The sequence below is a fragment of the Metabacillus sp. B2-18 genome (genome assembly GCF_021117275.1).
Classification (GTDB): domain Bacteria; phylum Bacillota; class Bacilli; order Bacillales; family Bacillaceae; genus Metabacillus.
Map to the genome: position 1 here is coordinate 4587135 of NZ_CP088245.1, position 14148 is coordinate 4601282.

Annotated in this window: 11 protein-coding genes; 2 read left to right on the forward strand and 9 right to left on the reverse strand. The window is 37.2% G+C overall.

The genetic code is table 11. From position 1 onward, the window contains the following. The first annotated feature begins 127 nt into the window (after nt 1-127). A complete protein-coding gene (locus tag LPC09_RS23005; RefSeq protein WP_231308490.1) occupies nt 128-889 on the forward strand; it encodes a TrmB family transcriptional regulator in 762 nt (253 codons plus the stop codon). 37 nt (nt 890-926) lie between these two features. On the opposite strand, the gene LPC09_RS23010 is transcribed toward LPC09_RS23005, so the two are convergent. From LPC09_RS23010 to LPC09_RS23050, 9 genes are all read right to left on the reverse strand, one after another. Beyond that, a complete protein-coding gene (locus LPC09_RS23010) occupies nt 927-2210 on the reverse strand; it encodes an NCS2 family permease (protein WP_231308491.1) in 1284 nt (427 codons plus the stop codon). Nucleotides 2211-2225: 15 nt separating this feature from the next. After that, entirely contained in the window at nt 2226-3038 is an 813-nt protein-coding gene (locus LPC09_RS23015) for a purine-nucleoside phosphorylase (protein WP_231308492.1), read from the reverse strand. Nucleotides 3039-3055: 17 nt separating this feature from the next. Beyond that, a complete protein-coding gene (locus LPC09_RS23020; RefSeq protein ID WP_231308493.1) occupies nt 3056-4363 on the reverse strand; it encodes an amidohydrolase family protein in 1308 nt (435 codons plus the stop codon). 347 nt (nt 4364-4710) lie between these two features. Continuing rightward, entirely contained in the window at nt 4711-5919 is a 1209-nt protein-coding gene (locus tag LPC09_RS23025) for an ROK family transcriptional regulator (RefSeq protein WP_231308494.1), read from the reverse strand. Between the two features lie 177 nt (nt 5920-6096). Continuing rightward, entirely contained in the window at nt 6097-7857 is a 1761-nt protein-coding gene (locus LPC09_RS23030; protein ID WP_231308495.1) for a glycoside hydrolase family 2 protein, read from the reverse strand. A 27-nt stretch (nt 7858-7884) separates the two neighbouring features. Beyond that, nucleotides 7885-9522, reverse strand: a complete 1638-nt coding sequence (locus tag LPC09_RS23035; RefSeq protein WP_231308496.1) for an extracellular solute-binding protein — start codon at nt 9520-9522, stop codon at nt 7885-7887. A 344-nt stretch (nt 9523-9866) separates the two neighbouring features. Next, nucleotides 9867-10232 (reverse strand): hypothetical protein, encoded by a 366-nt coding sequence (locus LPC09_RS23040; protein WP_231308497.1) that lies wholly within the window; start codon nt 10230-10232, stop codon nt 9867-9869. A gap of 548 nt (nt 10233-10780) precedes the next feature. Then, nucleotides 10781-11901, reverse strand: a protein-coding gene (locus LPC09_RS23045; protein ID WP_231307522.1) for an IS3 family transposase whose coding sequence is annotated in 2 segments (ribosomal slippage) — nt 10781-11619 and nt 11619-11901 — 1122 coding nt in all. Because the reading frame shifts where the segments join, the coding sequence is not laid out codon by codon here. Between the two features lie 244 nt (nt 11902-12145). Further along, complete coding sequence (locus tag LPC09_RS23050; RefSeq protein ID WP_231308498.1) at nt 12146-13600, reverse strand: phospholipase D family protein; 1455 nt, start codon at nt 13598-13600, stop codon at nt 12146-12148. Between the two features lie 232 nt (nt 13601-13832). Between LPC09_RS23050 and LPC09_RS23055 the strand changes: the two genes are divergently transcribed. Then, entirely contained in the window at nt 13833-14006 is a 174-nt protein-coding gene (locus LPC09_RS23055) for a hypothetical protein (RefSeq protein WP_212135605.1), read from the forward strand. The last annotated feature ends 142 nt before the right edge of the window (nt 14007-14148 follow it).

The following is a 14148-nucleotide window of genomic DNA, read 5'->3' on the forward strand; positions in this document are numbered from 1 at the left end:
AACGAGTTTTGGTTGTAGAAGTCGAATTTTGTCGATTATCAGATACCCATTGGCATAATACCTCCATTTAAATTATTATATTTAGTAGATAGTATGTACGAAAATGTGATTAGTTATAGGAGGATTTATGTTACAGAAGTTTGGTTTTTCACAATATGAAAGTAGTGTTTATGAAGTTCTAGTGTCTAGTGAGGAGCCAATGGATGCTACCAGCATTGTTAAATATTCAGGTGTTCCAAAATCAAAGGTCTATGAAGTTATATCTCGCATGATTGAAAAAGGAATGATACTAGATTCTGTTTCTGAAAACAAAAAGTATTATACCGCGTTGCCGTTATCACTTGCAATTGAAAAATTAAATACAGAATTTCAAAATAATTTAAAACAACTAGAAAACACAAATTTTCAAAAAAAATCATACTATGATGAGCATGTTTGGAGTTTAAAGGTTGATGCATCAATTCGAGCACAAAGTAAACAGCTTGTGCAAGAAGCAAAGAACTCTATTCGAATTTCCACTTGGAATGAAGATCTTAATGATTATTTACCGCTATTAATTGAAAAGGAAAAACAGGGAGTAGATGTTGAGGTACTAGTAGTCGGTAGCATTGACACGCCCCTATCAAATATTCATGCCCTTATTCCTGCATCAGAGCACCAGTCACTTGAACATTTTCGCTTAATTATTGTAGATGACAAAGAAGTTATTTTTGCTGGTATGGAAGAGAATGCCTGGCAGGCCTTAAAAACAATGTCCAAACCATTTATTAAGATTTTTACAGAGTTTTTCTACCATGACCTTGCCTTAGCAAAAATTAATGAAAAGCATTATGATTTGGTAATGAGTGATTCTGATATAAAAAGTACCCTTATGAAATTAAGATATTAATTAGAAAAAACCACTTTAGAGTGGTTTTTTCTAACTCCTAATGCAAAAGTAAAGCCGAAGCAACAACATTCAACAGAAACAGAGTTGAAATCACATATATAAGCGGTGACACTTGCTTCCATTTACCAATAGCAATCTTCACGATCGGATACACAATAAAGCCGAACGCCAATCCATCGGCAATACTCGATGTCATAGGGATACAGATAATGATTAAAAATGCCGGAAATCCCTCTGAAAGATCATGAAAAGGAATGTCTTTCACTGACGACATCATAAGTGCCCCTATTAAAATCAACACAGGTGCTACGGCATTGCCAGGGATAAGCTGAATTAAAGGCATGGCAAAGATCGATAAACCAAATAAAATAGCCGCCACAAAAGCAGGTATCCCCGTTCTTCCACCTTCAGAAATTCCTGCCGCACTCTCAGCAGAAGCGATTGTTGGACTTGTCCCAACTACCCCTGAAGCAATCGTTGAAATCGCAACAGCTTTGTACGCTCGGGGGAATTTTTTCATATCAGGCAGCATTCCGCTAAGTAACCCCATATTTTCAAATAAAACAATCATTGTCATTGAAAAAACAGCGATCCAAAATGGAATTTGCAGTAAATTCAGTTCACTTAATTGAAATAAATTGTTATTCGATGTTTGGAAGTCCACGATACTACTATGATTTCCATCAGCAAGTGCAATTGTCATCACACTCGTCACAACAATACCGATTAACAAACTACCTTTGATATTCCGGACAAATAGTATTAATGTTATGATAATTCCTACAATTGTCGAGACTGTCACTGGACTATTCAACTGACCAAGTGCCAGCATTGTTGTTTCACTAGATTGAATGATTCCACCCTTTTGTAAGCCTATAAAAGTAAGAAATAGTCCTATTCCAACGGTAATTCCATGCTTTAATGAAGTCGGAACCGATTCTAGTATTTTATGTCCATACGAAGACATGCTAACAATAAAGAAAAATAATCCTGACAAGACGATCACTAACATCCCTTGTTGAACGGAAAGCCCTAAAGATTGAACCATTGTATAGCTAAAAAAAGCGTTAACTCCCATGCCCGGAATCATAATAATTGGGGCATTCACCCATAAGGCCATTAGTAGGCATCCTATAACGGAGGCAACAATCGTTGCAATGACAGAAGCGCCTAAAGGAATTCCGGCATCTTTTAAAATTAAAGGATTCGCCAATATGATATAAGCGCAGGTGAAAAACGAAGTAAAACCAGCCATAACCTCTGTTTTAAAAGTGGTCTTATTTTCTGCAAGCTGAAAATGTTGATTTAATTTTTGAAGCATCATTCATTCCTCCGTCTACAGCTCACTAACAATTTCTTTTACTAACAATAAAAATTGAGCTTTAATGTTCTCCGTCGTTTCCATAACCTCTTCATGTGTTAAAGAAACCTCAGAAATTCCAGCGGCCATATTACTGATACAAGAAATTCCGAGCACCTCTAGCTCACCGTGCCTAGCCACGATTACCTCTGGAACAGTTGACATTCCCACTGCATCTGCACCTAAAACACTTAAAAGTTTGATCTCAGCTGGTGTTTCGTAACTAGGTCCAAGCATACCAGCGTAAACACCTTCTAGAACGTTTATGTTATGTTTACTTGCCACTTTTTTTGTTAATTCAATTAGTCTCTCTGAATATGCCTCAGACATATCTGGAAATCTCACGCCACCTTCATTTGGACCGATTAAAGGATTTTGCGATGTCATGTTAATATGATCGTTAATAATCATTAAATCACCTGGTTTAAAATTAGGATTAATCCCTCCAGCCGCATTTGTCACAATAAGCTGCGTAACACCAAGAGCTTTCATGATCTTAATTGGATATGTAACAGCATCAAGAGAATGACCTTCATAAAAATGAAAACGTCCTTGCATGGCGATTACTTGTTTACCTTTTAATTCTCCGATAACTAAACGACCTTGATGACCTGACACGGTTGAAACAGGAAAATGTGGAATTTCATCATAGTTAATATAGGTTGCGTTCTCAATTTCTTCTGCTAATACCCCAAGTCCAGATCCTAATACTAGTCCAACAGTTGGACAAAACTTAATTTTTGATAATATATAATCCTTTGTTTCTTGAATTCGTTCGCTATTTTTCATTGCTTTCTCCCTCCAGGTTAGCTAATAAGTTCTCTTTTCAAACGATTTGTTTCTGCTATTATTTTTTCTTCATCAATCGTTAAGCAGCTTCCCTCTTTCACGACTTGTTTGCCGTCAATATATACATCACAAACATCGCTTCCCTTAGCGGCATATACTAAATGCGAATATGCCTCACTAACTGGTTGTAAATGCACTTTGTCATAAGGATAGATTGTAATAAAATCAGCCTTTTTTCCAACTTCTAAGGAACCTGTATGTCCCATTCCAATCGCTTCTGCTCCGATTCTTGTTGCTAAAGCTAATGTTTTCTCAGCAGGTAGCTTCGTTGCGTCTTTATACATTCCTTTTTGAAGCAAAGCAGCAACTCTCATTTCCTCAAACATATCTAAGTTATTATTAGAAGCTGTACTGTCAGTCGCAATTCCCACTTTTATATCTTTATCTAGAAGACTAACAATATCAGCAACCCCTGACCCTAGCTTCAAATTACTTATAGGATTATGGGCAACTCTTACATCGTAATTCTTTAGAATGTCTCTTTCTTCATCATTAAGAACCACTCCATGTGCCATTACAGTAGGCTGATTAAATATCCCCAAGCCTCGAAGATACTCAACAGGACGAGCTCCGTAACGTTTTTCAATATCCAAAATTTCATAGTCTGTTTCAGATACATGAATATGGATCATTAACTCATTTTCCTTCGCTATTCTAAGGCTTTCTAGTAGAGCATCTGTTGTACAGGAATACGGACTGTGCGGTGCAACCATTGTTGTAAATCTTCCATCTGCGACAGTTTTGTAGATTTTAGCAAAACGCTCGGCTTCTACTAAATTGCTTTTTTGTTCTTCGGGGGTGCCCATGCTAAAGATTGTATGAGAAAAAGCTCCTCGAATCCCTGTATTCATTATGGATTCAATCACCACATCAGAATCGATTCCATTCGGGTTAAACATATCTGAGAATGTTGTCGTCCCTGTTTTTAACATTTCTAAAATTCCAAGCTGAGCACTGACAGAAGCAATCTCTGTTGTATATTGCTGTTCCAGTGGCCATATTTTCGTCTCCAACCACGGCTTTAGCAGCATATCATCACCACTACCGCGCAAAAGAGTCATTAAAATATGTGAATGTGCATTAACTAACCCCGGAAGAACCCATTTTCCTTTTAAATCAACAACTTGGTCAACATCAGTTCCTTCAGCCTTATGCTTGCCGATATAGGTAATTTGATGATCTTCGGTAATCATCATACCGTTTTCATAGACTTGATTATCACGATCTAAAGAAAAGAAAGTGGCATTAATATAAGCTGTTTTCATTCTATTGAACTCCTCCTTCTCTGTTTTAATTCTTGTATCCGCTTCTCAAAACATTTATGGTTACCACCACAAAGGTAACCTGTTTTTGTTGTTTTTGTCAAGGGGACAGGCACCTTGTCCCGGTTCTTTGGTGGTGGGACAGAGGGACAGGTACCCTGTCCCAATTCTTTGGAAAAAAGAACAATCATCGGCACTTAAAAACAAAAAAGCCCACACGAGATCTCTCTCGCATGAGCTTTCTGCAACACCATATTATATTATGTAAAACAGGAGTGGGACGAGGTGCCTGTCCCCACGTCCCATCTAAATACGAAAGTGGGACAGGGAACCTGTCCCTACCGCAACCTCTAATGCAACCCGCCAACCTTAAACATCTCCCGCAGCACCAACGCCACTGCTCCTAATACCATTCCTTTTTTACCTAACTCTGAACAAACAATTGAGACTTCTTCCTTCGAGCTTCTAATGGTGTATTTTTGGACCATATCTCTTACACGAGATAGCAGAATATCTCCTTCTTCAAAAATACTGCCCTCTAAAATAATTTTTGTGGGTTTCAAAATATTAATCAAGTTTGCTGTCGCTATTCCCAATGATTCACCTGAATCTTGAAGGATCTTTTTCGCAAGTTCATCGCCTTCTTTGGCTGCGCGGAATATAACTGGAATTGAAAGTTCGTTTTCCGTCATAACGGAATCTTTATTGTCCTTAAGCTTCCTCTTCGCTCGATCGAGAATAGCAATTTCTGAAGCGTACGCCTCTAAGCATCCGTGGTTTCCGCATTGACAGCGCGGTCCATTGATATTTACGATGGTGTGGCCGATTTCTCCAGCTGTATTAAATGAACTTTTATAAATCTCGTTATTAATAACAATTCCCGAACCAATTCCTCGACCAACACTGATACAAATAAAGTCTGAGATTTCTTGTCCTTGACCGAACCAGCTTTCTCCGATAGCTAACGCTCTTACATCATTTTCGACGATCACGGGTATAGAGAATTCCTTCTCTAGAATTTCTTTAAGGTGAATATCTTCTAAGTGCAAATGTGGTGAAAAAATAGCGATTCCGTTATCAGGGTCAACTAATCCGTGCATAGCAAAACCAATTCCCAGGATCAGGTCTTTTTCTGCATTTGTTTCTTCCATAACATAAGAGATACTAGACTTTATCATTTCAATAAACTCTTCTTTGGAAGGAAGCTCTGTTATATCTTTTTTATAATCAAAAACCATTTTTCCGTCCATTGTTGTTAATATGACGCGGATAACTTCGGCGGCAGCATACACACCAACAACATAGTAGGCCGAATAGTTGATTCGTAACATGATCGGCTTTCTACCACCCGCTACTGCTGTATCCGATTTTTCCTCTGTAATTAAATTTCTTTCTGCTAACTCACTTACTAAAGCTCCAACGGTTGGTTTAGTTAACTTGGTTAACTTTGCAATTTCCGCTCTTGAAATTGGTTCTTTTAATCGAATCAAATTCAGGATAGTTGATTGATTTTGCGATTTCATCCCTTCGAAGCTTCCTATGTTAAGACTAAATATCATGCCCCTACACCTCTATTTTTTATATCTAACGTAACAGTATATTATAAAAGTTAAATTATTTAATTAATTTGATTTAATTATAAACCATTTATGTATTGTGATAAATATCCTACCTAAACTGACAGTAAAAAATCCTTATGTTCGATAAGAACACAAGGATTTAAAATTTTTAGCAAACTATTTCTGATCATTTATTTCCTTAATTTTTTTCAGATCACATTTAGGGACACGATCATATGTTAGCAAGCCATTAATTTCTTGCTCAACATCTGTTAATTGAGTGTAGCAGAACCCCTGAATAATCGGGCTATTCATTAGTGCCTCTGTATGTTTCTTATACTCTAAAACAAAATCTTCTTCATTTCTAACAGATGAGTAGCCCCAGCCTTCAGTATTGTCAACTTGATAGGCAATCCCGCCGTACTCTGTAATCAGAATCGGTTCATGATTGTAGGAAAAACCATTCGCATAAATCACACGGTTTGCTGGAGTTGTTGAGATGGCACTTTCAACATCTTTATAGGCCTGCTTCAATTCTTCTTCGTTCCTATAATTATGGATTCCACAAATATCAGAGATTGTGTGCTCCCAGCCGTCATTTGAAAGAACAGGCCTTGTTTGATCAACAGACTTTGTGTTCCAGTACATCGATGTGGCATGTGCTTGCTGCTGTTTATCATGAGCCACTCGAGAAATTCCCCAGCTTTCATTTAATGGGAGCCAGACAATGATGGATGGATGATTGTAGTCTCTTTTAATCACATCAAACCATTCTGTTGCTAGGCGGCGTGCGGCTTCTTCACTGTATTCAGAAGCGTTAGCCATTTCTCCCCACACTAAGAAACCAAGTTTATCTGCCCAATAAAGATAGCGTGGATCCTCAACTTTTTGGTGCTTTCTTGCTCCATTAAAGCCCATTTCCTTCGCCAATTCGATATCTTTTTTCAGTGCGTCATCAGAAGGTGCTGTTAATAACCCTCCAGGAAAATAACCTTGATCTAGAACAAGTTTTTGATAATAAGGTTTGTTATTCAGCATGAAAATGCCATTTTCAATGGATACCTTCCTCATTCCAAAATACGAGTCTGCTTGATCTAAAATCTTTTCCCCTTCTCTTAAAGTGAGAGTTACATCAAACAGATTCGGATTTTCCGGTGACCAATACCAACCTGAACCATGAATATTACTTCTGTCTGTAAAACGATTTCGGATGTTATAGCTTCTTTTGTTATAAATCTCTAGCATATTCGTCTGATCAGAGATGATTTTTTCTCCATTAAAACGAATATCAATAGATAATGAGAGATTGCTTACATTTTCTCCATCAATCTCAAATTCAAGCTCAATATCTCCGCGATCAATTTCAGGAGTCCAACGAATCGAGCTTAGTGAGGACTTCTCAATCGGCTCCATCCATACCGTTTGCCAAATTCCTGAAGTTCTAGTGTAGAAAATCGACTCTGATTTTTCATGCCAATATTGTTTTCCTCTAGGAATCGTGACATCCTCTGAAGGATCTTCAACACGAACCGTAACAGTTTCTTCTCCACCCCAATTTAATAAGTGCGTGATATTAACGGAAAACGGTGTATTCCCACCTTCATGAAAGGTTGCAAGATTGCCATTTATATAAACCCACGCACGATAATCGACAGCTCCAAAATGAAGAATAATTTCTTTATTACTCCAACCTTCAGGAACTGATAGCTTACGTTGATACCAAACTACATCATGAAAGCTCTGATCGTTAATGCCGCTTAGCTCTGTTTGAAAAGCAAAAGGCACGTTAATTTGTTGTCCTGTTGGAAAAGTATCAAACCATTTCTTTGTGAGACCCTCGTTCTGATCATCAAAAGCAAAGTCCCATTTTCCGTTTAAATTAACCCATTCTTTACGTACAAATTGTGGTCTTGGATAGTCGTTACGCGGTATAGACATATTTTTCAATCCTTCCTAAATTCGTTACTATTTTATCCCTGTTTGTGTTACACCTTTAATGAATGAACGCTGACCGATAATAAATAAAAGTACAGCTGGTATTGTTGCAATCGAAGTTAAAGCCATTAATTTTGCAGGTGACGATACAAAGCTACCTTGCTGCATAACGGCTATTCCCGTTGTGATCGTTCTCATCTCTGGAGAGCTTGTTGTCACTAATGGCCATAAGAAATCATTGTAAATCGTCATAAAAGTAAAGATTGCTAGAGTCCAAATTACAGGACGAGCTGAAGGAAGAACAACCTTCAAAAACACCTGCCATTTGTTCGCTCCATCAAGATAAGCAGCTTCCTCTAATTCCTTTGGAAAGCTTCTAAAATATTGATAAAGAAGAAAAACTCCAAACGCATTGGCTGAGTAAGGTAAAATTAACACGGCATACGTGTCCAGAAGACCGAACGTTCGAAATTCCATATAAAGCGGGAGAAACGTGATAATCCAAGGAATCGTCAATGAACCTATAAAAATACTAATTAACGTCTTTTTAAACGGCACATCTAAGCGAGCAAGTCCATATGCTGCAAGTGTGTCTACAAATAACACGAGTAGCGTTCCTGCTATACCAACGAATAACGAATTTGTCATCCATTTCAAGACGGGTGTATCCCCATCATTGGCAAATATGTATTGATAATTTTCTGCTGTAAAAACCTGTGGCAACCATTTTATCCCTGCTGTAAAGGCTTCTTGTTGCTCTGTTCCTAATTGAGGCACTGGTGCTACACCATAGTTGATACCAGCTTTATCCCATTGCTCCATCATCCAAGGACCGTTTAACTGCATCGCGTTTTTCCCTTGTAAAAACAGTGTTACTTCCCCGTCTTGTTGAACATTTTCCGGAGAAACTTTTTCTTTTGCCACTAAATCTCTTAAGAATGTTAAAGCTTCAACACCTTCTGGGCTGTTGTAATTCGGTTTACCATCCTTCATTAACTCTCCACCATTTTGGAAGAAAACAGTTGGATAGATAAACTGATTCGGCCATAGAGTTGGAACAACAAATCCATATTGATTTTTCGATTTGTCTGTAAGCTTTTTAGCTGCTTCTACAAATTCTTCTCGATTTGTTGGTGGATTTTCAGGATCCAAGCCAGCCGCTTCAAACATATCTTTGTTGTAATAAAGAATTAATGGATGAATATCAAGTGGAATCGAGTATTGTTTATCATCAACAGTTCCTGCTTGCCAAGCTGTTTCAGAATAGTCTTCAGCTTTTACACCCGTATCCGCAATGGTATCTGTTAGATCTTTTAAAAGATTTTTCTCTGCATAGTTCGTAAGCTGATCTGTATGAACAATCATCACATCAGGTGTATTCTTTTGATCCGCAAATGCTAGATCAACAGTTTTATAGTATTCATCTTGTGGAACAATCTGTAAATCTACTTTATAGTCAGTTTGTGATTCATTATAATTTTCTACAATTGTCTTCATTCGCGGGCCATCTGCTCCTGAAAATGGAGCCCAGTATGTAATCTTTGTTGCTCCACTATCTCCACCATCTGAGCTGCTGCTTGCATCTTCATTACCCCCAGCACAACCAACAAGAGCACCAACAGTTAAAAGCGTAGATAGCGCAATACCTAACCATTTTTTCTTTTTCATTCCCTTACCCCCTAATTAGATAATTTCCCCGCTTGGAATTAAGCGGTTACAAACACGGCATAAAGTAAGTTAGTTAAATTAATTTACTTTATAGTGTATATAATAAATGGTTGGTTTTGGATTGTCAACGGTTACATTTTTGAGAAGCTAAAAGCATAATTCCTGTTCCATTGTCCTACACAGCAAAAGAATGATATCCAATTACTGGACACCATTCTTTAGTTTCCATAAAAAAACTAGTGAGCTTCATAGAGAAGATCACTAGTTTGCTTTTAATGTGTTGAATTAATATTAAATTGATTTAAGAGACTGCTGGGACGTGGAACCTGTCCCAGCAGTCTCTTTTAATAATCTGTTTTTAATTCATTATTAATCTTTTCAAGTAACTCCCAGTCTACTTCTCCATCAAGTTCATGAGTTAGATCTTCAATAAGCATAAATGCCTGTTGAACCATTCCCCCATCATAACCAAATTTCACAAAATAATTATTTTTAAAATAAACAAACCAATAATACCGGCTGTAAAGAACCTCACAATAATTAAATGGAGAGTTTGCTACAATATCCTGAATAAATTGCTTTAAGAACAGAAAATAATGTAATACCTGTGATAATTCTTCATCCTCTACAGTAATAATATTCGATAAATCTAACTTAGGATGTAAGGTCTCAAATAAATTTTCAAGTTCTTTTCTATTAATAATCTTCATATTTTGACCACCTTATTCAGGTTTGTGAGACAGGTATCTTGTCCCAATTATTAAATAAGAAGCCAGGCACCCAATAATCTGGCCTCACGTATTTCAATATAAACATTGTAACTGAAGATCAATTCCTATATTTCCTACAAAAAACTAGTGAACTTCATAGAGAAGATCACTAGTTTACTTTTACTTGATCGAATTAGTATAGGATTGCCAGACATACTGAGTCACGGTACAGCTTTTTTGCCTCTTAGAAACTGCTTTACCAATCCCTTCTAATATCTGTTAGTTCACTCCATAAAGGCAATAGACTATTTTGCTTCATAAAATCATCAAACCTATTACAGTTATTTTCTTTTATATTATTGCCTTCTAGCCAAATAGTATCACATTCATCACATATATAAATAATACGCTTTAATTTTTCTATCCGTGCTTTACAAACAATACCTTGACCATCACAAAAAGGGCATTACATCACGAAATAGCACCTCCTTACACTTATTATAATAATTGATGGGGACAAAGGGACAGGTTGGATAGTCAACACTAAACTAGACAACATTTTTAAGGTGTCCAAGTTTAAATTCAATTGGGCTAAGATAGCCTAATGTTCCATGGATTCGTTTGTGATTAAACCAATGGATATACTGTTGTAGTTCGTTCTCTAATTCTTCAAGACTATCAAAATGACGTCCCTTGACAAACTCAGTTTTAATGATTTTAAATGTAGCTTCTGCTACTGCATTATCATATGGGCATCCTTTCATGCTTAGCGATCGCTGGATATTAAAAGTCGCTAATGCCTCGTCAATGAGCTTATTCTTAAACTCACTTCCTCGATCTGTATGAAACAGCTTAATCTTACGTAAATCTGTTTTGATTGACGCTAACGCACGATAAACTAATAAAGCATTTTTATGACGACCGATACTATATCCAATAATTTCACGGTTAAAAAGATCAACAAATATACATATGTATTGCCATTTTTTATTGACTCTCACATATGTTAAATCACTTACTACGACTGATAATGCTTCGTCTTGTGTAAACTGACGATCAAGCTCATTTTTCTGTTCCGATTCGTTTGTCCCACTGGCATGTGGCTTGAATTGCGCTAGAGTATATGAAGACACCAGGCCTTGTTCTTTCATTATTCGTCCGATTCGACGTCTAGACACAACCTTTCCACGCTTAGCTAGTTCCTTTTTGATTTTACGAGTCCCGTAATTTTGGAAACTCTCATGAAAAATCTCAATAATATCTGAAGTGATGTCGTCTTCAGCCTGACGTTCTTTTGCTTCATAATAATAAGTACTTCTAGGTATTTGTAGGACCTTGCACATTGCTGATATCGAGTATTTGTGCTGGTTATTCTTAATCACATTTACTTTCGTCCTAGTATCAGCGCGGCTTGCTTTAAAATGTCATTCTCCATTTCTAATTGCTTATTTCGCTTTCTAAGCTCAGCTAGTTCCTTTTGTTCCGGTGTTAAATTGTCTTTTTCCTTGAAAGAACCAGAAGTTTGATTCTGACTCACCCATTTATCTAAAGACGAAGGAGTAAGATCATATTCTTGAATAATCTCTTTTCTAGGTTTGCCGCTGTTGTAAAGCTGCACAATCTGTTGTTTAAATTCCTCAGTAAATGTTCGGCGTTCTCTTTTAGTCATTGTAGATTCTCCTCGATAATATTATCTGTAGTCTACTTGACCTTAATTTTTCTGTCTAGTTAAGTGTAGCCGATTCAGGTTCCTTGTCTCAGTCCATAAGGAGGCAGTTCGGAATTAGTTTAGAAGAGAAGGATTTTTAGACCACGCGCGATTTCTCCAACATGAGCCTTCTTCTTTAGCATTATGTGGGACGAGGAACCTGACCCCTCGGTCCTACCCCTCGGTCCTAGAGACCACATTGTCCCTAATAAGTTGTCATTTGAAAAACCTTTTGCACGATATACATCATGTATTTAAATACAGATAAGCGATTCTGGTATTTTTCATACTCCACCGTGTAAGTGCCGTCTTTATTGTTCCATATTCGATTGAAGTAATCATCAACTTCTTTTATCAATTCACTGTTTGTTGGTGCTACGATTTTCATACTTTCTTCTAAGTTATAGTCATCAAGATTTCGAGAGGTATAATTGGTCGAGCCTCCTATAACAATTGATTCTTGTTGACTCTTTATGTAGATGAGCTTTGTGTGATATTGCTCTTTATTGGTGGCATACCATCTAATTTTAATATTTTCATAGTCAAAATTCTGTAACTCTGCAGCGATGGGTAGATTCGGCAAACCGATTTTTTCTTGTCCAAAGGCATTTTGGTTAGGATCTAAAACGATGTTTATTTTTACTCCTCGTTCTGCTGCATCTTCAATGCTTGTTATGATATCTCGATCTGCCAAATAAAACATGCCGATCCAAATTTCATTTTCCTTTTTTGCCTTTTGAATGGCTTGAACGACATGATCCTGGACCTTGCCCTCTGTAAGAATCTGAGCCGTCACTGATAACTCTTCATTTGAAGTGGAAGGTTGAATAACCTTATCTAATTCTGCCTCTGTAGGAAATGACTTAAGATTTCCATTTGAAAATTCAGCGATTGCTTTTTCTGCTTTTACCATATCCTTCAGAATTTCCCCTTTTACCTTAAAGGCAATATTCGAATGAAATCCACTAGCATCATGCGGATTGGCAGATAGGACGAGCCCAGCATCCTCTGAGATCACCACTTTCCGATGATTTGCTTTTACATTCAATAATTTCAAATAAGAACGAGCAGTTACATTTGGTGCTGAGCTCTCCATTGGATTTGGAAGCCAGCCATATCCAGCTTGTCCAAACCACTTAAATGTTGCTCTCCAAATACCAGAATAGATTAGATTAGGGTCACGCAGTTTATCTAAATCTGTATATACTACTTCTACCCCACTGTTCTTCAGTGGATCAATTTGCTGTGCTTTATGTGAGCCATATGTTGTATTAATTTCATCGGTAATAAAAACGACCTTTAGGTCAGGGTACTTCTTTTTTTGTTTTTCGATAGATCTCATTAATTTTTCACTATGCTTTGGGTATGATCGTTTGTTATCCGTGTAGCCATTCACAAGGAAAAGATCAAGAATTAGAAAATGTTCGGCTTCTTCAATTGCTTTAAATACTTCGGTAAAAATGGAGTGATCATGCACTTCTTCTCCATCTTTTTGATAGGTGAGGTCGTATAAAAACTCCACATCTTGTTGGGGCATTGTATGTGCTGTACCTTGATAAGAAATGCCGGGTGGAAGGGGTTTAACTCTGTGATAAATCATGATGGATGTTAGTATTATAATGATAATGCCAATTATGATCATCTTTCTCTTTTTGCTCATTGGGTTCCCTCGCATTGGTTTTTTCTTTCTATACCCGCTTTGTTAAGTTTAGAATCCTCGGAACAAAGATACAGCGTTAAGGCTTGTCTAGATTATGTCAGTATCAAGACATTTTCTTCTCGCGGTCTTTCCCCCTCCACCTCTCACCCAAATTTCTATCCTTCCACCTGTTAATTTTCATAACAAACTAACCACCTGTTGAATATAATGCTTAAAAAGGAGGAGGATCATCATGCTAATGGAGTTACTGATTTATATGATGATTGGGTTAGTCCTTTCACTTTATAGATATAGAGGTATTACTCAATTCAAGGCGATTTTAACCATCTTTTTTTGGCCTCTTGTTTTATTACATTCTTACGTCGAGTTGGTTGAGAGAGTTAAATATAAAAATAGAAAACGTTAAGTCATCTGGGACAGAGGGGCCGGTCCCTCGTCCCATTTTAAAAGTAAAAAAGCTCATGTAAGATTTCTTTCACATGAGCTTTCTAAATTAATGTCTGGTTGGGACGAGGAACCTGTCCCCACGTCTCGTCCTACATTAATGT

Bases quoted from the DNA above. Each gene is read 5' to 3' on its own strand.
- LPC09_RS23015 (WP_231308492.1), bottom strand. From the start codon at position 3,038: ATGAAAAATAGCGAACGAATTCAAGAAACAAAGGATTATATATTATCA.
- LPC09_RS23010 (WP_231308491.1), bottom strand. From the start codon at position 2,210: ATGCTTCAAAAATTAAATCAACATTTTCAGCTTGCAGAAAATAAGACC.
- LPC09_RS23005 (WP_231308490.1), top strand. From the start codon at position 128: ATGTTACAGAAGTTTGGTTTTTCACAATATGAAAGTAGTGTTTATGAA.
- LPC09_RS23020 (WP_231308493.1), bottom strand. From the start codon at position 4,363: ATGAAAACAGCTTATATTAATGCCACTTTCTTTTCTTTAGATCGTGAT.
- LPC09_RS23055 (WP_212135605.1), top strand. From the start codon at position 13,833: ATGCTAATGGAGTTACTGATTTATATGATGATTGGGTTAGTCCTTTCA.
- LPC09_RS23025 (WP_231308494.1), bottom strand. From the start codon at position 5,919: ATGATATTTAGTCTTAACATAGGAAGCTTCGAAGGGATGAAATCGCAA.
- LPC09_RS23035 (WP_231308496.1), bottom strand. From the start codon at position 9,522: ATGAAAAAGAAAAAATGGTTAGGTATTGCGCTATCTACGCTTTTAACT.
- LPC09_RS23050 (WP_231308498.1), bottom strand. From the start codon at position 13,600: ATGAGCAAAAAGAGAAAGATGATCATAATTGGCATTATCATTATAATA.
- LPC09_RS23040 (WP_231308497.1), bottom strand. From the start codon at position 10,232: ATGAAGATTATTAATAGAAAAGAACTTGAAAATTTATTTGAGACCTTA.
- LPC09_RS23030 (WP_231308495.1), bottom strand. From the start codon at position 7,857: ATGTCTATACCGCGTAACGACTATCCAAGACCACAATTTGTACGTAAA.